The organism is Paucibacter sp. B2R-40 (genome assembly GCF_025717555.1).
In the GTDB taxonomy this organism is placed as follows: Bacteria; Pseudomonadota; Gammaproteobacteria; order Burkholderiales; family Burkholderiaceae_C; genus Paucibacter_A.
Genome location: NZ_JAJIRP010000003.1, coordinates 445,465 through 466,244, shown reverse-complemented (window position 1 = coordinate 466,244; position 20,780 = coordinate 445,465). Strand labels below are relative to the sequence as shown.

Below are 20,780 nucleotides of genomic sequence, written 5' to 3'. Positions count from 1 at the left end.
GCGCTGCATTGTGCCCGCTTCAAGCGGGTCAAATCAGCAAATGGCTCCGGTTGCGCTCAAGCTCGTCTTGCAGTTGCTCGCTGCGCCACATCGCATGATGAGCCAGGCCGTGTTGAGCCGGCTCGGCTGCAGGCGATTCGGTCGGCGCCGCCTTGTCGGTCAAAAGATTGGTCGAGGGGCCTTGCAGCAAGTCATGCAGAGTCGGACCTGAGTTTGCCGTGTTGCTGGACGTGGGTGCCTGCGCAAACCAGACGTCGACCAACTCATGCTTGGCGCCGTCCGCAGACTTGAAGCTGGACGCCATGCCGACAAGATTGCCGTTTTGCATCACTTCTTGGTGATTGGCGTTGAGGTCCAACTCGACGATGCCCAACTCGGCCAGGCTATGCAGTTGGCCTTTGCTGGTGTTGCTGGCGCCAACCCAGACCTGCAGATGATTGAACTCGGCGTCGGCGGCCGAAATCTTGCCGTCGTGATTGCTGTCCAGCTGAGCCAGCGCCTGAAAGCCGTTGTCGGCCAGATGACCATTGTTCAGCTTGGTCGCGGTGCCAAACAGCTCGCTGCCGTTGTCAATCTGGCCATTGCCATTGCGGTCCAAGGCCAGCATGCCGTTGTGGGCTCCGGCCCAACCGATTTGCGAAGCGTGGCCGGTGGCATTGATGTCGAAGGTGACGCCGTTTTCCACGCCAAGGGTATGAATACCGGCAGCTTCGCCGACACCGATGCCGCTCAGATCCAGCATCAAAGGCGAGGCGGCCGCCAGCACGCCCAGTTGGGCCGCTGTCATGGCTTCGCGCTGTGTGCCGGTAAACGCGGCCGCATGCGGCATGTCCAAAGTTGCCAGCTGTTGGGTGCTCAGCGCCGAGATCTGGCTTTGCGTGAAAGCAGCAAGGTCGGCAACGGGCAGCCCATTGAGCTGAACGCCCGAAAGCGCCGCGACAGCGGTGACGTTGAGTGCGGCAATTTGTGTCGGCGCGAACAAGGCCAGGTGGCTCGGGCCAATCGCCTCTACCTGTGATGCGCTCAGTGCAGCCACCTGGGTGGGCAGCAAGGCCTTCCATTGCAAGGGCTCCATCGCCGTGATGTGCGAGGCGCTCAGATGAGACAAATCGGCCGGTGACAAGGCGACAACTTGGGCCGAGGTCAAGGCCGCAAACTGGTCGGGACGGAACTCGCCAAATTGCGCCGGCGCCATCGCACGCAATGCGTCGACGCTGATGCCGGGTATTTGCGCTGCACTGAGCGCGCCGAACTGCGCGTCGGTGAGCGTCAAGACTTGCGGCACCGTCAGCCCGGCCAATTGGCTGGCGCTGAGCGCGGCTATATGGGTGGTGGGCAGCTCGCTGAGTCTGAACGGTGCGATGGCAGCCAGCTGTGTCGCAGACAACTCGCCCATATGGGTGGGGCTCAGCCCTTTCAATTGATCCAGGCTCAAGGAGCCAATTGCGGCCGTGCTCAAGGCCACCAATTGCTGCGGCGCAAAAGCGTTGATCTGACTACCGCTGAGGCCTTGCAATTGCTGCGTCGTCAGCAAATTGAGTTGGCCCACATTGAGGGCCTGCAAGGCCGAGGCCGACATGGCATGCAGCTGCCCTGCGTCAAGCACAGCGATCTGCGCTTCGCCCAGGGCGGCAATTTGGGCCGGTCTCAAGGCGCCGAAATTCTCGGCGCTGATCGCATCCAGTGCGGCCGTGGTCAAGGCGCGCAAACTGTCCGGATTGATGGCCTGCAGCTGTGCGCTGCTCAGCAGCACGACTTGCGCCGCGCTCAGGGCTTGAATCTGATTGGCTTTGAGCCCCTGCATGGTGTCCGCACCCAGGAAGGGCAAGTCGTTTTTGTCGAGCGTTTCGATTTGAGCCGAGCTCAGCGCCAACAGCTGTGCGCTGCTGAAGGCCGCGAACTGTGCGCTGCCCAGGCCATTCAGGGCCGCCACCGACAGCGCTTCCACTTGGCCGGTCGTCAGGCTGCTCAGCTGGACGGTGCTGAGTCCGGGCGCCTGGGTCGAGGTCATCGCCGCCAGTTGGGCATTGCTGATCTCGGGCCGGGCTTGAGCGGTGATCTGGGCCAGGGCCATGCTGCTGAGGCTGGCGAAAGTGGCCGTGCTGACGGCTGCCAGGTCATTCATCACCAAAGCGGTCAATTGCGCGCTGCTCAAGGCGGCGATGGCCGAGGGCTGCAGTGCATAGACTTGCTGGCTTGAAAAAACATCCAACTGAGCCGTGTTCATCACGCCCAGCTCGCTGCTGGTGAGGGCTTGCGCTTGCTCGGTCGTCAAGGCGGCAATATGGGCGTTGCTCAGCAGTTTGATCGCCGACGTCGACAAGGCCGCAATCGTGCTCGCGCTCAAGGCCGCGACCTGCGCGGTGTTCAGCGCCAGGATGTTGGCGCTGCTGAAGGCTTGAATCTGGTTGTTCGTCAGGCCGGCGACTTGGGCCGTGCTCAGCGAGGGCAGGGCGGCGTTCATGGAGGGCCAGACATTGGCCGCCAACGCGCCGATTTGTCCGCTGCTGAAAGCTTGAATCTGCGTGCCGCTGAATTCCTGCATCTGGGTGCTGTCGAGTTGGCGCAGCGCCACGTTGGACAGGGCTTGAATTTGCAGCGTCGACAGCGCTTGAACCTGCGCCTGCGACAAACTGATCAATGAGCTGCCGCTGAGTGCGCGCACGGACTCGGTCTCAAAGCCCTGCAGTTGCTGCGTGCCCATGGCACGCCATTGCTGGGTACTCAAGCCACTCAGGGCCGCGGCATCCAGGGCGCTGGCTTGCGCGACGCTGAGATGGGAGATCTGTGCCGTAGCCAGCGCGTTCAGCTGGCGCGAACTGAGTTCACCCCATTGCTCATCGCTGAGTTTGCCCAGTTGCTGGCTGCCGAGGCTGCGCAGTGCGGCGGTGGACAGGCTGAGCACTTGGCTCGAGCTCAAGGCCAGCACCGCGTCGGCTGCCAAACTGTTGAATTGAGCGGTGCTGAGGATGGCAACTGTGGCCGTATTCAGTGCGGCCGCTTGGGCGCTGCTGATGCCTGCCCATTGTGCGGTTGACCACGCATGGGTCGCCTGGGTGCCCAGCATTTGCATCTGCGCGGCGCTCAGGCTATCGACTTGCGCGGCAGACATGGCCTGCGCCGCTTTGGCCGACAGCGCGCCAATCGCGTCGGTGCTGATGGCCGCGATCTGGCCGGGTGAGAGCAGGTCTATTTGATGGGCGGTCAGGCCGGAGACCTGGACGGCGCTCAATCCAGCAACTTGGGTATTGCCGAAAGTGGCAATCGCCGCATCGCCGAGCGACTGAATTTGCACCGCCCGCAGGCCGGCCAACTGGGTCGGCGTCAGGGCGTCCAGGCTGAGTACTTTGACGGCATCCAGCGACAGACTGCCGATGGCCGAGGGACTCAGGGCCTGGACCTGCAGATGTGAGAGCGCTTGCAGCTGTGTGCTGCTCATGGCCTGCAGTTGGCGGCTGCCAAGTGCTTCAATTTGCTCGACGCTCAGGCCTGGTACGGCGGCAGCGCTGAGGCGATTGAACTGGCTGGCGCTGAGCGCAGCCAGCTCGGCCGGCGTCAGCATCGAGGCTTGTGCAGCACCCAGCGAAGCGATTTGTGTCAGCGTCAGCGCCGCCACGTTGGCGGGCCCAAGCGCCGCCCATTGGTCGATGTTGAGCACCTGGAGCTGGCTCGCGTCCAAGCTGGTCAAGGCCAATTTGGAGAGCGATGCAATTTGATTCGGGTCAAGCGCACGGAGTTGGTCGGCGCTCAAAGCCTGCGCTGCACCGGCGCCGAGCGCGCGCAAGGCCACGCTGCTGAAGGCAGCCAGTTGATCGGGCAGCAGGGTTTGAATTTGATGAGCTTGCAGGCCGGCGGCTTGGGTTGCGCTCAAGCCCCCCAATTGGTCGATGCTCAACGACACCAGGACCGCATCGGGCAAGGCCCGCAACTGGGCGGGGCCGAGACCGGCGAACTGCGTCCCACTCAGCGCCGCGATGTCGGCCGCACTCAAAGCGGCGACTTGACTGTTGTTCAAGGCGCCCAAGGCCGCCGGGCTGATGAAGCGGAACTGCTCCGGGCTGAGCAGGCCGATCTGCGTGGGCGTGGCGCCGGCAATTTGGCGCGCCGTGATGGCGGCGAGTTGATCCGCGTTGAGGGACGCGATGGCTTCGGCGCCAAGTCGGCTGAACTGATTCGAGGTCAATGCCGCGACTTGAGGCGCGCTGAGTGCGTCGATCTGAGCTGCCCCCAAGGCGCTGATCTGAGCCGTGCCGAGCAAGCCGATTTGCGTCGGGGAGAGGGCGGCCAACTGGGCCGGCGTCAAGCCGACCATCACGCCGCTGGTCAAGGCGTTGATGGCCGAGCCCGAAAGGGCGCGAAACTGATCCGCGTCCAAGGCGGCCACTTGGCTGGAGCTCAGCGCACTTGCCCCGGCACTGCCCAGGCCGCTGATCGCTTGGGTGCTGAGTACGGCGATTTGTTCCAGGCTGAGCTGGTGCAGCTGAGCGGCGCTGAACCCACCCATTTGCGCCGAGCTGATGGCGGCGATTTGCTCAATGCCCAGCTTGTCGATCAAGCCCTCGCCCAAGCCCTTCAATTGACTGGCGCTGATGGCCTGGAATTGCTTTGCGCTGAGGGCCTCAAAGTCGTCCGAGCTCATCCCGGCCAGCTGCCCGCTGCTCAGACTGCGCAAGCTGCCCAGCGACAAGGCTGCCACATCACTGCTGCTCATCAGCGCGAACTGCGTACTGCTCAAGCCCATCAGCTGCTTGCTGCTCAGCAAGCCCACTTGATCGGGTGTGAGGTCGGCAATCGCAGCATTGCTCAGGCGCGCAAATTGGCTGGAGCTGAGCGACATCAATTGGCCGCTGGACAAGCTGCCCACGATGCCCGCGTCCAGGCCGGCCACTTGCGTGCTGCTCAAGGCGCTGATTTGAAGGCCGGTGAGCGCACCCAACTGATCCGAGTCGAGCTGGTTCAGCTGGGTAATTTGGAGCGCGCGCACGGCCTGTGTGCTGAAGGCCCGCACCTGCTCAACCAGCAAAGCGTCGAGCTGCGATTCGGTCAATGCGGCGACGCTGGTGCCGGCCAGGCCACGCAAAGCAGCGGTACTCAAGGCCGCAATCTGATCCTCACCCAATTGCTGCAATTGATGGGTGCTGAAGGCATTCAGCTGGCTGGCGCTGAAGGCCGGCATTTGTTCGGTATTGAAGGCGGCCAGCGCAAGATCCGACAGCCCGCGCAGAGCGGCGGTGCTGAGGGCTTTGATCTGCGCCGGGTCGAGCGCGGCAATCTGTTCCGGACTGAGTGCTTGCAAAGCGGTGCCGCTCAAGCCGGCCAGCGCCGAGCTCGACAATGCTTGCAGTTGCAGGCTGGACAAGCCGCTCAAAGCCAGGCTGTTCAAGCCGGCTGCTTGAGCCGAGCTGAATGAGGCAAGCTGGGCCTCACTCAGGCTGCCCAATTCGCTCGCATCGAGTTGGGCTATATGCCGGCTGCCCAGGCCACGCAGCTGCGAAGTCTCAAGGCCTTGCAGGTCGTCCGCGTTCAAGGCATTGAACTGCACCGTGCTCAGCAGACCCAGTTGGTTGCTGGTCAAACCGTCGAGTTGAGCCGCGCTGAGCGCGTTGATTTGGGAGCTGCTCAGGGCATGCACCTGCGCGCTGACCAAGGCGCGCATATGATTGGAAGCGAGCGCACCCAGACCCTCGTCCTCGAAAGCGGCGATCTGTTGGGTTTTCAGGACGCGGATTTGATTTTCTGAAAAACTCTGCACCGTCTGCGCATGCAAACCCGCAATCTGACCGGTGTCCAGCGCCGTAAGCGCTGCGTTCGAGATGGCCTGAACCTGCGGCGAGGCCAAGGCCTCCAGCCAGTCGGGCCTGAGCGCAGGCGCTTGGGCACTGGTCAGGGCGCGCAGGCCGATCGCGCTCAGCGCGGCAATCTGATCCTGCTCCATGGCGCCAAGCAGCTTGATCGGCACCAGTGGCATCGAATGCGCATTGAGGCCCGCTACCGCGTCAACGCTCACTGAGACAAATTGCTCGGCGGCAATGCTCATCCAGCCGCGTGCCGTGATGGCGCTGATTTGGATCGCCGTCAAGGCGGCCATTTGGCTGGCGCTGAAGTCCTGCCAATCGCTGCTGGTCAATGCGGCTATCGCCTTGGTGGACAGCTTGGCAATTTGTTCGGGCGGCAGGGTTGATATGAACGACATCTTGAACTCCGGAATCAAGACAGACCCAGCCGGCCCAGAAAAATTCGAAAGTCTGGAAGATACGGCTAAAGCTTTGTTTATCTTGTCCGATAAATGTAGGTAAGCCGGGGCCTTGGTGGTCGCCGGAAATGAACTGCTCTTTGGACTAGTTCAGCGCGCTGGGCGGTCCATTTGATGCAAACGCCAGAACTGGACGGTAAAAACGGGTCAGTTCTTTCGTTGTGGCGCCGGGCCTACTCGGCCGAAAAGCATTGCAAGCATTGCGCTGTTCGGCTCGTGATGTTTGAATGGCGGGCATGCCCTACACCCCCACCATGTTGCACCCCGACCTGGCTCGTTTTGTTTCCTTTGGCGAGGTCCGCATCGACCTCGTCAGAGCAGGCGACGGGAGCTGGCGCAGCGCCTGCGCGGGCTCGCCTTGGCAAGTCGCGATGGCGATGTCCAGCTTGGGCGAGCTCAGCGCCTATGGCGGCGCGATCAGCTCGGACCTGTTCGGGCAAGAAGTTTGGGCGGCCTGCACCGACGCCCACCTGGATCTGCGTTATTTGCAGCAACTCCCGCGTCCGCCACTGCTGAATTTCATTGACGCCGATGAGGCGCCCGAGGGGTTTTTTGTCGGCGCCGATAGCGCCGACCTGCACTTTCGGCCCGAGGGTTTGCCCGCCGGCTGGGTCAAGGCCTTGCGCTGGGCTCATTTTGGCGGCCTCGGCCTGGTGCGCCAACCACAGGCCCAGCGACTTGAAGCCTTGGCCGCGGGACTCAAGGCGGAGGGCAAAAAGATTTCCTATGCGCCGGGCTTTCGGACCCTGATGGATTCGCGCTATGACGACTGTCTGGAGCGCATGTGTCGCTTGGCCGATGTCATCAAGGTCTCTCCCGCCGAGCTGTGCGGCTTGTTTCGCACGGCCGACTATCACTCCGGTCTGGCCCAAATCGGGGCCTGGAATTCGGGTGCTTATGTCTTGCTGACGCGTGGCGCTCAAGGTGCCACGCTGTACAGCGGGACCGGCGAGTGGCATGCAGCACCTCCCCAATTGGAGGATATTGCGGGCAAGACCGCGCTTGGTCTGGGTGACGCTGCGGCAGCGGGATTGCTCTTGAGTTTGATGCGTGAACCCGCCGCCGCCGCCGAGCAGCATTTGCGCTGGGCGGTCGCCGCTGCCTCGGCCGCCTGCACGGCCTGCAGTGACTACGCGTTGCCGCGCGCTCAGCCTTGGACCTTGCCGCCGGCCTTGGTGGCGACCTTGGCCGCGTCCGTTCGGGTGCTGCCGGGCGAGTGACTATGTGCCGGCCTGGCTGGGCGCACGCGGTTTGTGTTGCTGAGTCGGGAGCGCGGGACGGTCAGCTTCCAATTCGGCCAGCGGCTGCACTTCTTGCAGCGTCGCCAAACAGCGCTGGGTCAGGTCTTGATAGGTCCGGGTGCCGGCCAACTTCCAGTTGATCTCGTCCTCGCTCAAAGCGCGCAACACCTTGGCCGGCAGGCCGGCGATCAGCGACTTTTCGGGCAGCTTCATGCCGGCCCGCACAAAGGCGCAGGCGGCCACGATGCTGTAGGCGCCCACCTCGGCCTCGTCCATTACCACTGCGTTCATGCCGACCAAAGCGTCATGGCGCACCACGCAGCCATGCAGCACCGCGCCATGGCCGATATGGCCGTTGGCCTCGACAACGGTCTCCGAGTCCGGGAAGCCGTGCATCACACAGCTGTCCTGCACATTGGCGCCGGCGTGCAAGACGATGCGGCCGAAGTCGCCGCGCAGGCTGGCCAAGGGGCCGATATAGCAGCCCGGGCCGATGATCACGTCGCCGATCAGCACGGCTGTGGGGTGAACATAGGCGCTGGGGTGAACGACGGGAATCACGCCGTCGATGGCATAGCAAGGCATAGGGACATTCCTTTTCAAAGAGCGGGCAAGGCGCTCCTAGGGTTTTCACCAGGGCGGCCCGACTTGCGCTAAATCAATGCCCACCTTACGATCTACCGACCGGTCGGTCAAGAGTGTTTGCGGGTATTTCCGTGAGTCGCGTAGACCGATTTGATGCCTGAGGCCTTCCATGAATGACCCTTTGATCGAGATCAGCCAGGATGGCGCTGTACGGACGCTGACGCTCAATCGGCCGGCCGCGCTGAATGCCTTTACGGCCGCAATGCTGGCGCAACTGCGTGGAGCCCTGGATGCCGCAGCGGATGATGCAGCCGTGCGCTGTGTCGTCATCACCGGCGCCGGCCGTGGCTTTTGTGCCGGTCAAGACTTGTCCGACCCCTTGGTCAATCCGCAGTTGCAGCCCGGCGAGGCGCCCAAGGACATCGGCCATCTGCTCGATGCCTATTACATCCCGCTGGCGCTGCGGGTGCGCAGCATGCCGGTGCCGGTGATCGCGGCGGTCAACGGCGTGGCGGCGGGCGCCGGTGCCAATCTGGCGCTGGGTTGTGATCTGGTCATCGCCGGGGCTTCGGCGAACTTCATTCAGGCCTTTTCCAAGATTGGTTTGATCCCGGACTGCGGCGGTACTTGGCTGCTGCCGCGCCTGGTCGGCCGCGCACGCGCCTTGCAATTGGCTTTGCTGGGCGAGAAGTTGTCGGCCGCCGAAGCGCAGGCGATGGGCCTGATCTATCGCTGCGTCGCCGATGAGGACCTGGTCGTCACGGCACAAGCCTTGGCGCAGCGTCTGAGTCAAATGCCGGTGCGCGCGATGGCCGAGACACGCCGCGCCTTTGACGCGGCGGGCAGGTTGGAGTTTGAGGATGCCTTGAAGTTGGAGGCGACGCTGCAAAGCCGGCTCGGATTTGCCGATGATTACCAAGAAGGCGCGGCCGCATTTCTGCAAAAGCGCGCGCCCAAGTTCAGCGACCGTTGAGTCAGGAGAAAGCCTATGACCTCACAAGAAATTGCCGAGGCCGTCCGGGACGGCATGCTCGCCAACGACAGAGCCAGCAAAGCGCTGGGCATGGATGTGCTGGCGATCGGCCCCGGCTCGGCCACGCTGGCGATGACGGTGACCGAGGCGATGCTGAACGGCTTCGACATCTGCCATGGCGGCATGGTCACGGCGCTGGCCGATTCGACCTTTGCCTTCGCCTGTAACTCCTACAACGAGCTGACCGTGGCCTCGGGTTTTTCGATCGACATCGTGGCGCCCTCAAGGCTGGGTGATCGCTTGAAGGCGGTGGCCAAAGAAACTTCGCTGGCCGGCCGCACCGGCGTCTATGACATCACCATCACCAACCAGGCCGATGAGCTGATCGCCGTGTTCAGGGGGCGCTCCTACCGCATCAAGGGCAAGCCGGTGGTGGCACTGCACGGTCCCAGCGAGCCGCAAGGCTGAGCCTGAATCAAGGAAGACAAACTATGTATACCCAAGCGATGAGTGTGGGCCCGCAGGACGCGGCCGCCAAGGTCAAGAGCGCCGAGGATGCGGCCAAAGAAGCGGCTTTTGAGGCGCGCATCGATGCCGGTGATTTCATCGAGGCCAAGGACTGGATGCCGGAGCATTACCGCAAGACGCTGGTACGCCAGATCAGCCAGCATGCGCATTCAGAAATTGTCGGCATGCTGCCCGAAGGCAACTGGATCAGCCGCGCACCGACGCTCAAGCGCAAGGCGATTTTGTTGGCCAAGGTGCAAGATGAAGGCGGCCATGGTCTCTACCTCTATTCGGCCGCAGAGACGCTGGGCACCAGCCGTGATCAGATGCTGAACGCGCTGCATACAGGCAAGGCCAAGTACAGCTCGATCTTCAACTACCCGACCACCAGCTGGGCTGATATCGGCGTGGTCGGCTGGTTGGTGGACGGCGCGGCCATCATGAATCAGGTGCCACTGTGCCGCTGCTCCTACGCGCCTTACGCTCGGGCCATGATCCGCGTTTGCCGCGAAGAGAGCTTCCACCAACGACAGGGTTATGAGTCGCTGCTGGTGATGATGCGCGAGGGCAATGCCGCGCAAAAAGCGATGGTGCAGGACGCGGTCAACCGCTGGTGGTGGCCGTCGCTGATGATGTTCGGCCCGGCTGATAAAGACTCGCCGAACTCCGAGCAGTCGATCCGTTGGGGCATCAAGCGCATCACCAATGATCAGCTGCGCCAGAAGTTCGTCGACGCGACGGTGCCGCAGGCCGAATTGCTCGGCATCACGCTGCCGGACCCGGACCTGAAGTGGAACGAAGCGCGCGGCGAATACGACTTCGGTGCGATCGACTGGGCCGAGTTCTGGCGCGTCGTCGGCGGCGACGGGCCCTGCAACCGCGAGCGCCTCTCAGCCCGCGTCAAGGCCTGGGACGACGGTGCCTGGGTGCGCGAAGCCGCGCTCGCCCATGCACGCAAACAAACGATGAAGACACAGGAGCAAGCAGCATGAGCAGCGTGAGCAACACGGGTACTGACAAAGAATGGCCGCTGTGGGAAGTCTTTGTGCGCAGCAAGGCAGGGCTGGATCACAAGCACTGCGGCAGCCTGCATGCGGCCGACGCCAAGATGGCAATTCAGATGGCCCGCGAGGTCTACACCAGGCGCCAAGAAGGCACAAGCATCTGGGTGGTGCTGTCAAACCAGATTGTCGCCTCGGACCCGGGCGAGAAGGGCATGTACTTCGACCCGATGGAAGACAAGGTGTATAGGCATCCGACCTTCTATGAGTTGCCTGATGCCATCAACCACATGTAATCCAGCCATGAGCCAAGCCTCCGTACAAGTCGGTTCCTCGCCACAGGTCCAATACCTGCTGCGCATCGGCGACAGCTGCCTGATCTTGGCCCAGCGCCTGGGTGAGTGGTGCGGCCATGCGCCCATCCTCGAAGAAGACCTGGCCCTTGCCAATATGGCCTTGGACCTGCTCGGCCAAGCACGCGCCTTGCTGACCCATGCCGCTCGCTTAGACGGGCAGGGCCATGACGAAGATCAACTGGCCTTTCTGCGCGAAGAGCGCCAGTACCTGAACCCGGTGCTGATGGAGCTGCCGCGCGGCGACTTCGCCTTCACGCAAGTGCGCAACTTCGCTGTGGCGACTTGGCTGCTGCTTTTGTGGCGGCGCCTGCAAAGCTCGACCGATCCGGATGTGGCGGCAATCGCCGCCAAGGCGGTCAAGGAAAGCGCCTACCACCAGCAGCATGCGGCCGATTGGCTGGTGCGCCTGGGTGACGGCACGGCCGAGTCCACAGCCCGTATGGTTGAGGCTTTGGCGCAGTTGTGGCCCTTGTTCAATGAACTGTTTGATGCGGATGCGGTTGATGCCGCAGCTGTCGTTCAAGGCCTGGGCCCGTCATGGGCCGAGTTGGAGCCTGAGTGGACCGCGCATCTGAACGAAGTCTTGGCCGATGCCGGTCTTGCTCATCCAAAAGCCAGTGCTTATGTGTCGGCCGGCCGGCGCGGTGTGCACAGCGAGCATATGGGCCACCTGCTGGCCGAGATGCAGTATTTGCAGCGCGCCTACCCTGGCGGAAAGTGGTGAGTTTGGACATGCCATCCAGTCCCTGCGGGCGCTTGGCCGCTGCCTGGGAGGTGTTGCGCCAGATCCCTGATCCGGAGGTGCCGGTGATCTCTTTGTGCGAGCTGGGCATTGTGCGCGGCCTGAGAGAAACAGCCGGCGGCCTGGAAGTGGTGCTGACACCAACCTATTCCGGTTGCCCGGCGACAGAGTTGATTCAAGACGATGTGCGCGCCGCGCTGGCCGCGTTCGGCGAGATTCAAATCACGATGCAACGCGCGCCGGCCTGGACGACCGACTGGATCAGCGAAGAAGGGCGCGAGAAGCTGCGTGCCTACGGCATTGCGCCGCCCGGCCGGGTCTTGTCGGCCGATGCGCAGCCGATCCGCTTGGTTCACCGTGCGTCTTTGAACAAGCTGGCCTGCCCGCGTTGCGGCAGCGATCACACCGAGAAGCTCTCGGCCTTCGGCTCCACCGCCTGCAAGGCCTTGTACCGCTGCCTGGCTTGCCAAGAGCCCTTCGAACACTTCAAACCTATTTGACAAAAGAGAGCGCGGCAATGAGCAGCTTGCATTTTCATCCTCTGACGGTACGCGCCATAACGCCCGATACCGACGAAGCGGTCGTGGTCTCGTTTGACGTGCCGGTCGCGCTGCGCGAGGCCTTCAAGTTCAAGGCCGGGCAATACCTGACCCTGCGCCACGAGATCAATGGCCAGGACCTGCGCCGCAGCTATTCGATCTGCGCCGGCGCGGATGACGGCGAACTTCGCGTCGGCGTGCGCCAGGTCGAAGGTGGCGCGTTCTCGACCTGGGTCAACCAGGACTTGAAGCCCGGCGCGGTGATCGAAAGTTATCCGCCGCAGGGCCGCTTTGGCGCGGTGGCAGCGGCCCCGGGCGAAGCGCGCCACTATGTCGGCATTGCCGCCGGCTCGGGCATCACACCGATTTTGTCCATCATGAAGACGCTGCTGGCGCGCGAGCCTTTGAGCCGCTTCACGCTGATCTACGGCAATCGCGCGCAGGCCTCGACGATGTTCAAGGAAGAGATCGAGGACCTGAAAAACCGCCACATGACGCGGCTGGCCTTGCATCATGTGTTCTCGCGCGAACATGTGGATTCGCCGCTCCAGGCCGGGCGCATCGACGCCGCCAAGCTGAGCGAATTCATGCAAGCCTTGCTGCCGGCCAACAGCATTGACCATGTCTTTGTTTGCGGTCCTTTCGAGATGAACGAAGCGGCCGAGGCCGCGCTGAAGGCGGCCGGTGTGGCCGATGATCGCATTCATGTCGAGCGTTTCGGTACCGTCGAGATGCAGACCGGCCGGCCTGCGCCGCATCTGGTCTTGGCGGGCGATGCCGACAGCGCCCGCGTGACGGTGATTCGCGACGGCGTCAGTCGCGAGATCGAGTTTGCCAAGACCGACGCCAGTCTGCTCGACGCGGCGGCGCGTGCCGGCATGGACGTGCCGTTTTCCTGCAAGAGCGGCGTTTGTTCGACCTGCCGCTGCAAGCTGATGGAGGGTGAAGTGCGCATGGACAAGAACTTCGCGCTCGACAAGGCCGAGGTGGCAGCAGGATTCATCCTCAGCTGCCAGGCCCATGCTTTGACACCGCGCGTGGTGATTTCTTTTGATGAACGCTGATTGAGGACTGAGCAGCCATGGCTCGTGGACGCGCCCCCGGTTTTGAGAATCAACGCGATGAAATTTTGCGCAACGCGGCGCGCCTGTTCGCGAACCAGGGCTACCCCGGCACCTCGATGAATGCGGTAGCCGAGGCTTGCGCGGTCTCTAAGCCCACGCTTTATCACTATGTGCGCGACAAACATGAACTCTTGATGCAGATCTGCGAGACCCATGTGCAGTGGTTGGAGACTCTGGTCACCGAGGTGCAAGCGCAGGCACGTGAGCAAAACCTGGCGCCCGAGGCCTTGTTGCGGCGCTTGATTGCGCGCTTTGTGCAGGCTTACGGCGAGGCGCAAAACGAACACCGGGTCTTGACCGAGGACGTCAAGTTCTTGAACGACGAGGACCGCGCCCGCCTGTTAGAAATCGAACGCCGTGTGGTCGCCGCCTTTGCAGACGCGGTGGCGGCACTGCGGCCGGAGTTGAGTGCGGCCAAGCTGCACAAGCCGCTGACCATGCTCTTGTTCGGCATGATCAACTGGACTTTTACTTGGCTCAAGCCCGATGGTGATTTGAGTTATGAGGCGGTGGCGCCTATGGTCGCCGACCTGTTCTTTGGTGGCATCTCAGCCGTCAAGGCTTGACGAATATTTGAATAGCGAGACATTGATGAACATCCAAGCCCCCATTCTGCAAAGCTTGATCGCCAACCGCTGGGTCGGCACGCAGGCCGCGCGCAGCCTGCACAGCGCCGTCAACGGCCGCATCGTGGCGCAGACGCATGCGGACGAGATCGACTTCGCCGAGAGCCTCGCCTTTGCCCGGGGTCAGGCCTTGCCGGCCCTGCTGAAGTTCGACTTCCAACAGCGCGCCGCCTGCCTGAAGGCCTTGGCCACCTATTTGATGGAGCACAAAGAGTCGCTCTACGCCGTGTCGGCCCATACCGGCGGCACGCGCAGCGACAACTGGATCGATATCGAAGGCGGTATCGGCACCTTGTTTGCGTATGCCAGCATAGGCCGGCGCGAGTTGCCGTCCAGCAACGTGTTGCACGAAGGCCCGGCGATTCCGCTCAGCAAAGAAGGGCAGTTCATCGGCTCGCATGTGCTGGTGCCCAAGCGCGGCGTGGCCGTGCACATCAATGCCTTTAACTTCCCGATGTGGGGCATGTTGGAGAAGTTTGCGCCGAGCTTTTTGGCCGGCATGCCTTGTATCGTCAAGCCCGCCACCGCCACCTCCTTTGTCGCCGAGGCCTGCGTGCGCTTGATTCACGCCAGCGGCCTGCTGCCGGCCGGCGCTTTGCAGCTGATCATCGGCGGCTCCGGCGATCTGCTTGATCGCTTGGAGGAAACCGATGTCGTCACCTTCACCGGCTCCGCCGACACCGCTGCGATGCTGCGTGTGAATGCCAATCTGGTGCGCCGCTCGATTCCGTTCAACGCCGAGGCCGACAGCCTGAATTGCTCGATTCTCGGGCCCGATGTCGAAGCCGGTGATCCGGAGTTCGAGCTGTTCGTCAAGGAAGTAGCAAAAGAGATGACGGCCAAGGCGGGCCAGAAGTGCACGGCCATTCGGCGCGCCATCGTGCCGGCCCGCCATATCGATGCAGTAGCCTCGGCGCTGCGCGAGCGGCTGGCCAAGATCAAGGTCGGTGACCCGGCGGTCGACGGTGTGCGCATGGGCGCGCTGGCCTCGAAGGCGCAGCAGGCCGATGTGGCCGAGCGGCTGGCAGCGCTAAGCGCCGGCAATGAAGTCATCTTCGGTGAGCGCGATGGCTTTGCACCGATCGGGGAGGGCGTTAGCGAAGGCTGCTTCTTCGCGCCGACCCTCTTGCTCTGCCGGGATGGCTTCGCCAATCAGGCGGTCCACAATCTGGAAGCGTTCGGCCCGGTCTCGACCTTGATGCCTTATGACGATCTTGATCAGGCCCTGAGTCTGGCCGCCAAGGGGCGCGGCAGCCTGGTTGCCTCGGTGGTCACCAAGACGCCGGCAATCGCGGCGCAAACGGTCTATTTCGCCGGTGCCTTCCACGGCCGTATCCTGGTGCTGGATCGTGATGCCGCGAAGGAGTCGACCGGCCACGGCTCACCGATGCCGCAACTCAAGCATGGCGGCCCGGGCCGCGCCGGGGGCGGCGAGGAGCTGGGTGGTTCGCGGGCCATCAAGCATTACCTGCAGCGCTGTGCGGTGCAAGGCAGCCCGACCATGTTGAGCGCCATCACCGGCGAATACCAGCGCGGCGCCAAGGTGCAAGAGCACGCCGTTCACCCCTTCCGCAAGCATTTCGAGGAGATCCAGATTGGCGACTCCTTGTTGACCCACCGACGCACCGTCAGCGAGGCCGATATCGTCAACTTCGGTGGTGTGTCGGGTGATTATTTCTATATGCACTTTGATGCGATCGCCGCCAAAGATACACAGTTTGGCCAGCGCATCGCGCATGGCTATTTTGTCTTGTCGGCGGCGGCCGGCTTGTTCGTGTCTCCTGCACCGGGGCCGGTGCTGGCCAACTATGGCCTTGACACGCTGCGCTTCGTCAATCCGGTGGCCATCGGCGACACGATTCAGGCACGGCTGACCTGCAAGCGCCGTATCGATCGGGGCAATCGCCCGGATCAGCCGCCGCAAGGCGTGGTCGCTTGGGACGTGCAAGTGATGAATCAGCGTGGCGAAATGGTGGCCAGTTACGACATTCTGACCCTGGTGGCCAAGATGTCGTGATATCGTAGCTGTATGGATATACAGCTTGAATCACCATTGAACGAAATGGCGTTGAACGCCGAAGAAACCTGGACCCAGGGCGACCTATGCTGGCGTGACGAGCGCTGGACTGCCCAGGTCATCAAGAACGAAGATGACGAGGGCTGGGCCGTCGCGATGACCTTGGCGGGTGAGGTCGAGCCGGCGCTGGTCGGGCCTTGGACCATGGGGCGCGATAAAAAGAACCCCAAGCCGCTGTCGGCGCCGGCCTTTCACACCTTGGTGAAAACGGCCTCAGAAGTCTTGCGCCGCCATGAGCAGCAACTGCATGCGCAACTGCACAAGAGCCTGAAGATAGACAGCGAGAAGGGCCGTTTGACCGTGCTGCTGGACATCGTGCCCGATGAAGATAACCCTTATGCCACGCTGAGCGCCAAAAATGCCGATGGCGATGTGTTGGCCGAGGTCAAAGTCAGCGCTGGTTTCAAATTGACCGAGAACAGCGCGCAGGCCTGGGTGGAGCGGGACTTCTTAAAGCCGTCGAAATAGCTTCAAACTTGCTCAGCGTGAACTGTCGATGGCTGCGGCGCCGGCGGACTTGAGGTCGGCGCGGCGTGCGCCGGTGAAGCGTTTGGCCCAATAGGCTTCACGCATATCTTCTACACGCACGGCTCCGCCCACGCGCGGCGAGTGGATGAACTTGCCTTCGCCGACATAGATGCCCACATGCGAGAAAGTGCGCTTCATGGTGTTGAAAAACACCAGATCGCCAGGCTTGAGCTCGTCCCGCTTGACGCTCAGCAGATTCGACATCTTGGCCTGCTCATCAGCGCGGCGTGGCAGGATCATGCCGACACTGGACTCGAAGATATGGCGGGTAAAGCCACTGCAATCGAAGCCACTTTCTTCTGACGAGCCGCCGCGCGTGTAACGCACGCCCAGAAAGTTCATCGAAGAGATCACCAGGTTGGAGGCCGCGTCGCGCACCTGCTCCATCAGGCGGCCAGGCTCAGACTGAGCGGCCGACAAGAAGCCCCGTTCCTGCAAGAAGCGACTGACCGGGTCAGCCACCGGATTCGCAACGGTGGCGGGCACGGCAGCCGCCTGCACCGCTGCGGAGGCTATAGCGGCTGATGCGGGCGTCGCAGCAGGGGCCGGTGCAACAAGGGCTGGCGCTTGCGCTGACTTTGCTGAACTCGTGGTCTGCAGCAGGCTCAAGCCCCAGGCGCCGGTGACCATGCCTGGCGGTGGCGCGTTCTGTGCCTGGCTTGCCGTACTGACGCACAAAACCAAGCCAACCGTGCTGGCCGTCAGGCGGCACAGGGTCAAGATGGTGTTGATTGGAGAGGAGTGGCGGAGGCTGGCGTCGAGCATAGGTTCGGCGCGCAGCTTAGGCGGGGGCTGTTGCAAGTGTCAAGCAGTCGGGCGTGTAAGCGATGAAAAGCGAGGGAAAGCCCGGAGCAAGCCAGGTGTTGGACAAAGCATTTTACCGGAATTTAAGGGTAATCCCCAATCTAACTCAGATGCACTACCGCGCCGGTGACTGAGGGCAAGAGTTTCCCTGTCCCTAACTTTTTTTCACAGGGGTGTGCTGCTCTGCATAGACAATCTGCGCACGGTGAATGGCATCGTGGTTTTGAACTAGGGAGCGAAACATGGGCTTGATGGATTCTTTGATTGGTGCGGCAACGCAAGCATTGGCAGGCCAGGGGCAAGGCCATGGCGGCAGCGGCCCGGACTGGGTCGGTATCGTTTCAGGCCTGCTGGCCAATGGCTCGGCGCAGGGCGGCTTGGGCGGTTTGTTGAAACAATTGGAAGGCGCCGGCCTGGGCGAGCAAGTGCAGTCCTGGGTGGGCCACGGCGCCAATCAGCCGGTCTCGGGCGATCAACTCAGTGCGGCCTTGGGTGGCGATCTGATGTCTCAATTGGCCGGTCAGGCCGGTGTCTCGCACGCGGAAGCGGGCTCGCAATTGAGCCAAATGCTGCCGGAAATCATCAATATGCTGACGCCTCACGGTGAAGTGCCGGCAGCCGGTGCCGGCGGTCTGGGCGATATGGGCGAATTGGCCAGCTTGCTGGGTGGCCTGCTGAAAAAAGCTTGACCCTCAGCGTCGCCAGTCTGCGTCAATAAAGCGCAGCACACTGTCCTCAAAATGTGGCCCGATCACCTGATGGGCCTCATCTTTGACCGCTGCGATCGCGTTCGAGACCGCGATGCCGCGATGCGCGGCGCGCAGCATCTTGATGTCGTTGACATGGTCGCCGAACACCACGACTTCGCGCTCGGCCAGCCCGTAACGCTCGGCCACCGTCTTGATCCCTTGATCCTTGGTGGCGCGTCTATCGTGTACGGTCAGCCAGGGCCAGCCGGGTTTGTAGAGATCTTCGGCCAGATGGGTTTCGACCGCATCGCCGCATAGTTCGTCGATCGCCGCTTGCAGCGCGGCCAAAGGCGCCTCGCGCGCCACCACGACAAAGGTCACTGCGGGGTCCACTAACTCGTCTTGTAGACGGGCGCTGTGGCGCAGGCGCGGGTCGGCATTGCGCAGGCGTTCGTCGACAAAGGCCTGCTGTGCCTCGTTGTGCACCGATTGGTAGAACAACTGGTCGCCCTTGCGGCCATGGGTTGAAACAAAGGGCATCAAGCCGTACTGGCGTATCAAGGCGAATACCGCTTGCGCCATGGCGGGCTCGATCGCGTGCACCAATTCGTGCCGGCCTGTGGCCATCTCGCTGATATAGGCGCCGTTGGACGCGATCACGGGCAGGCGCAGCGGCAAGTCGCCCAAAATCTGGCGTATCGATGAGACATGGCGTGCACTCGCCACGGTGAAGGTCAGGCCGGCGTCGAGCAGGCGCATCAGGCCTTCGCGGGTGCTCAGGGCCAATTGCCCCTGCTGGTCCAGCAAGGTGCCGTCAAGGTCAGAGATGTAGAAACTCATTTTTTGAATTCATCAAACAAGAAGGGCGACCGTTGGGTCGCCCTTGGTGAAGAGTCGAAGCAGGCTCCGGCGTCAGAGCACCTCGGAGGCAAAGTCGGCCAGCCTGGATCGCTCACCCCGCGCCAGCGTCACGTGGCCACTGTGCGCCCAGCCCTTGAAGCGGTCCACTGCAAAGGTCAGGCCCGAGCTGCCTTCGGTCAAATAGGGTGTGTCGATCTGCGCCAAGTTGCCCAGACAAACAATCTTCGTGCCGGGGCCGGCCCGCGTGATCAAGGTCTTCATCTGCTTGGGCGTCAGGTTCTGCGCCTCATCGATGATCACGTACTTGTTCAAGAAGGTGCGGCCGCGCATGAAGTTCATGCTCTTGATCTTGATCTTGCTGCGCACCAAGTCATTGGTGGCGGCGCGGCCCCATTCGCCGGCCGCGTTATCGCCGCGCCCCAGCACTTCCATATTGTCGTCCAGCGCACCCATCCAGGGGCTCATCTTCTCCTCCTCGGTGCCAGGCAGGAAGCCGATGTCCTCACCCACCGGCACAGTCACGCGGGTGACGATGATTTCGGAATAGCGGCGCTCGTCCAAGACCTGAGACAGACCGGCTGCCAGCGTCATCAAGGTCTTGCCGGTGCCGGCCGTGCCGGTCAGGGTAACGAAGTCGACATCGGGGTCCATCAGCAAGTTAAGCGCAAAGTTTTGCTCGCGGTTGCGTGCGGTCACACCCCAGACCTTGTGCTTCTGGTTACCGTAGTCTTTCAGCGTCCTCAGCACGGCGGTCTTGCCGGTGATCTCCAGCACCTTGGCATAGAGCGGTGCGGCGCCCGCTGCTTCCAGATAGACCAATTCGTTGACCAGCAGCGAAGGCACCAAGGGCCCGCTGATGCGGTAGAAGGTGATGCCGCCTTGGCTCCAGCTCTCCATGGTCTTGCCGTGGCGCTCCCAGAAGTCGGCCGGCAAGGCTTGCACGCCGGTGTAGAGCAGGTCGGAGTCTTCCAGTGTCTTGTCGTTGCGGTAGTCCTCGGTCGGCAGGCCCAAGGCCCGCGCCTTGATGCGCATATTGATGTCTTTGGACACCAACACGACCTCGCGGCCGGGCTCTTGCAGTTTCAGCGCCGTCACAACGGCCAGAATCTGGTTGTCGGCCTTCCCTTGTGGCAAGCCGGCGGGCAGCGGCGCGTCAACCAACTGGGTCTGGAAGAACAGTTTGCCGCCGGCTTCGCGGTGGCCGGTGTGGTTCAGTGGCAGGCCCTTGGCCATTTCCTCCAGACCGCTGCTTTTCAAGCCACCGGCGAGGTTGTCCAGTTCGCGGCTGACCTGGCGCACATTGCGTGCGACCTCGGTCATGCCCTTCTTGTGACCGTCCATTTCCTCCAGCGTAATCATCGGCAGATAGATGTCGTGTTCCTCGAAGCGGAACAAGCACATCGGGTCATGCATCAGCACATTGGTGTCGAGCACGAAGAGCTTGGGCGCTCCGGCCGCTGCGGCCTTTTTCGATTTGGACGACTTGGGCTGGGCGGCGAGGTCGGTCAAAGCGGGCTTGGCGGCGGGGGTCGCCGTCGGGCGAGGCTTTGCGCCGGTCGCGCGTGGCGGCGCAAAAGTCGTCTGCACGTCCTGGCTTGTAACTGCCGGCGTGGCAAGCTTGCTGCTTGCTGCGGGCTTGGCGCTGGCTACGGGCGCGGCTTGGCTGACGGTCGGTGCCGGTTTGGCGGCGGCGATAGGCGGCGCTGACTTACGCGGCGCATCAGGCTTGCTGACGGCCAAGTTGGCCTCGAAGGCGGAAGACTCCAGGCGGCTGGCACGTTTGGTCGGGGGCTTTGGCAGGGGCATGGTGGGCGTCAGTCTGCGTTGAGAAATGGGGTCGGTGCGCAAAAAACAAAAGCCGCACAGGCAGCTGT

The 20,780-nt window shown here is 62.6% G+C and carries 17 protein-coding genes; 12 read left to right on the top strand and 5 right to left on the bottom strand.

Annotated features, from left to right (window positions below):
- Positions 1-28: 28 nt before the first annotated feature.
- Positions 29-6,193, bottom strand: a complete 6,165-nt coding sequence (locus tag LNV09_RS08635) for an SPM autocatalytic domain-containing protein (RefSeq protein ID WP_263556677.1) — start codon at positions 6,191-6,193, stop codon at positions 29-31.
- Between the two features lie 296 nt (positions 6,194-6,489).
- On the opposite strand from LNV09_RS08635, the gene LNV09_RS08630 reads away from it, so the two are divergent.
- The gene (locus LNV09_RS08630; RefSeq protein ID WP_263556676.1) at positions 6,490-7,473 is read left to right on the top strand and encodes a PfkB family carbohydrate kinase; all 984 of its coding nucleotides are present in this window, start codon (positions 6,490-6,492) and stop codon (positions 7,471-7,473) included.
- Here the strand turns inward: LNV09_RS08630 and paaY are convergent, their stop codons facing one another.
- Positions 7,474-8,079 (bottom strand): phenylacetic acid degradation protein PaaY, encoded by a 606-nt coding sequence (gene paaY, locus LNV09_RS08625; RefSeq protein WP_263556675.1) that lies wholly within the window; start codon positions 8,077-8,079, stop codon positions 7,474-7,476. It lies immediately after the preceding gene.
- Between the two features lie 169 nt (positions 8,080-8,248).
- Here paaY and LNV09_RS08620 point away from each other — a divergent pair, with 169 nt between their 5' ends.
- Genes LNV09_RS08620 through LNV09_RS08575 form a run of 10 tightly spaced genes read left to right on the top strand, consistent with a single transcriptional unit; the run spans position 8,249 to position 16,492 of the window.
- Positions 8,249-9,052, top strand: coding sequence for an enoyl-CoA hydratase-related protein (locus tag LNV09_RS08620; protein WP_263556674.1), 804 nt, complete (start codon positions 8,249-8,251; stop codon positions 9,050-9,052).
- Positions 9,053-9,067: 15 nt separating this feature from the next.
- Positions 9,068-9,520, top strand: coding sequence for a hydroxyphenylacetyl-CoA thioesterase PaaI (gene paaI, locus LNV09_RS08615; protein ID WP_263556673.1), 453 nt, complete (start codon positions 9,068-9,070; stop codon positions 9,518-9,520).
- Between the two features lie 23 nt (positions 9,521-9,543).
- Complete coding sequence (gene paaA / locus LNV09_RS08610; protein ID WP_263556672.1) at positions 9,544-10,551, top strand: 1,2-phenylacetyl-CoA epoxidase subunit PaaA; 1,008 nt, start codon at positions 9,544-9,546, stop codon at positions 10,549-10,551.
- Positions 10,548-10,856, top strand: a complete 309-nt coding sequence (gene paaB / locus LNV09_RS08605) for a 1,2-phenylacetyl-CoA epoxidase subunit PaaB (protein ID WP_263556671.1) — start codon at positions 10,548-10,550, stop codon at positions 10,854-10,856. Before paaA ends, paaB begins: the two co-directional genes overlap by 4 nt.
- Before the next feature lie 7 nt (positions 10,857-10,863).
- The gene (gene paaC, locus LNV09_RS08600) at positions 10,864-11,640 is read left to right on the top strand and encodes a 1,2-phenylacetyl-CoA epoxidase subunit PaaC (protein ID WP_263556670.1); all 777 of its coding nucleotides are present in this window, start codon (positions 10,864-10,866) and stop codon (positions 11,638-11,640) included.
- Between the two features lie 8 nt (positions 11,641-11,648).
- Entirely contained in the window at positions 11,649-12,158 is a 510-nt protein-coding gene (paaD, locus tag LNV09_RS08595; RefSeq protein WP_263556669.1) for a 1,2-phenylacetyl-CoA epoxidase subunit PaaD, read from the top strand.
- A 17-nt stretch (positions 12,159-12,175) separates the two neighbouring features.
- Entirely contained in the window at positions 12,176-13,261 is a 1,086-nt protein-coding gene (gene paaE / locus LNV09_RS08590; protein ID WP_263556668.1) for a 1,2-phenylacetyl-CoA epoxidase subunit PaaE, read from the top strand.
- A 17-nt stretch (positions 13,262-13,278) separates the two neighbouring features.
- Complete coding sequence (locus tag LNV09_RS08585; protein ID WP_263556667.1) at positions 13,279-13,887, top strand: TetR/AcrR family transcriptional regulator; 609 nt, start codon at positions 13,279-13,281, stop codon at positions 13,885-13,887.
- A gap of 25 nt (positions 13,888-13,912) precedes the next feature.
- Positions 13,913-15,964: a phenylacetic acid degradation bifunctional protein PaaZ gene (paaZ, locus tag LNV09_RS08580; protein ID WP_263556666.1), complete on the top strand. Its 2,052-nt coding sequence runs from the start codon at positions 13,913-13,915 to the stop codon at positions 15,962-15,964.
- A 45-nt stretch (positions 15,965-16,009) separates the two neighbouring features.
- Complete coding sequence (locus LNV09_RS08575) at positions 16,010-16,492, top strand: hypothetical protein (protein WP_263556789.1); 483 nt, start codon at positions 16,010-16,012, stop codon at positions 16,490-16,492.
- 12 nt (positions 16,493-16,504) lie between these two features.
- On the opposite strand, the gene LNV09_RS24710 is transcribed toward LNV09_RS08575, so the two are convergent.
- Positions 16,505-17,353, bottom strand: a complete 849-nt coding sequence (locus tag LNV09_RS24710; RefSeq protein ID WP_318023277.1) for a C40 family peptidase — start codon at positions 17,351-17,353, stop codon at positions 16,505-16,507.
- Positions 17,354-17,607: 254 nt separating this feature from the next.
- Between LNV09_RS24710 and LNV09_RS08565 the strand changes: the two genes are divergently transcribed.
- Entirely contained in the window at positions 17,608-18,045 is a 438-nt protein-coding gene (locus LNV09_RS08565) for a YidB family protein (RefSeq protein ID WP_263556665.1), read from the top strand.
- Positions 18,046-18,048: 3 nt separating this feature from the next.
- Here the strand turns inward: LNV09_RS08565 and LNV09_RS08560 are convergent, their stop codons facing one another.
- Positions 18,049-18,885 (bottom strand): HAD family hydrolase, encoded by an 837-nt coding sequence (locus tag LNV09_RS08560; RefSeq protein ID WP_263556664.1) that lies wholly within the window; start codon positions 18,883-18,885, stop codon positions 18,049-18,051.
- Positions 18,886-18,957: 72 nt separating this feature from the next.
- Positions 18,958-20,712, bottom strand: a complete 1,755-nt coding sequence (locus LNV09_RS08555) for a PhoH family protein (RefSeq protein WP_263556663.1) — start codon at positions 20,710-20,712, stop codon at positions 18,958-18,960.
- Between the last annotated feature and the right edge of the window lie 68 nt (positions 20,713-20,780).

Excerpts from the sequence above, each read along its gene's own strand:
- LNV09_RS08585 (WP_263556667.1), top strand. The coding sequence starts at position 13,279 with ATGGCTCGTGGACGCGCCCCCGGTTTTGAGAATCAACGCGATGAAATT.
- paaB (WP_263556671.1), top strand. The coding sequence starts at position 10,548 with ATGAGCAGCGTGAGCAACACGGGTACTGACAAAGAATGGCCGCTGTGG.
- LNV09_RS08620 (WP_263556674.1), top strand. The coding sequence starts at position 8,249 with ATGAATGACCCTTTGATCGAGATCAGCCAGGATGGCGCTGTACGGACG.
- paaD (WP_263556669.1), top strand. The coding sequence starts at position 11,649 with ATGCCATCCAGTCCCTGCGGGCGCTTGGCCGCTGCCTGGGAGGTGTTG.
- LNV09_RS08635 (WP_263556677.1), bottom strand. The coding sequence starts at position 6,193 with ATGTCGTTCATATCAACCCTGCCGCCCGAACAAATTGCCAAGCTGTCC.
- paaC (WP_263556670.1), top strand. The coding sequence starts at position 10,864 with ATGAGCCAAGCCTCCGTACAAGTCGGTTCCTCGCCACAGGTCCAATAC.
- paaE (WP_263556668.1), top strand. The coding sequence starts at position 12,176 with ATGAGCAGCTTGCATTTTCATCCTCTGACGGTACGCGCCATAACGCCC.
- LNV09_RS08575 (WP_263556789.1), top strand. The coding sequence starts at position 16,010 with ATGGCGTTGAACGCCGAAGAAACCTGGACCCAGGGCGACCTATGCTGG.
- paaI (WP_263556673.1), top strand. The coding sequence starts at position 9,068 with ATGACCTCACAAGAAATTGCCGAGGCCGTCCGGGACGGCATGCTCGCC.
- paaY (WP_263556675.1), bottom strand. The coding sequence starts at position 8,079 with ATGCCTTGCTATGCCATCGACGGCGTGATTCCCGTCGTTCACCCCAGC.
- LNV09_RS08555 (WP_263556663.1), bottom strand. The coding sequence starts at position 20,712 with ATGCCCCTGCCAAAGCCCCCGACCAAACGTGCCAGCCGCCTGGAGTCT.
- LNV09_RS08630 (WP_263556676.1), top strand. The coding sequence starts at position 6,490 with ATGCCCTACACCCCCACCATGTTGCACCCCGACCTGGCTCGTTTTGTT.
- LNV09_RS08560 (WP_263556664.1), bottom strand. The coding sequence starts at position 18,885 with ATGAGTTTCTACATCTCTGACCTTGACGGCACCTTGCTGGACCAGCAG.
- paaZ (WP_263556666.1), top strand. The coding sequence starts at position 13,913 with ATGAACATCCAAGCCCCCATTCTGCAAAGCTTGATCGCCAACCGCTGG.
- paaA (WP_263556672.1), top strand. The coding sequence starts at position 9,544 with ATGTATACCCAAGCGATGAGTGTGGGCCCGCAGGACGCGGCCGCCAAG.
- LNV09_RS08565 (WP_263556665.1), top strand. The coding sequence starts at position 17,608 with ATGGATTCTTTGATTGGTGCGGCAACGCAAGCATTGGCAGGCCAGGGG.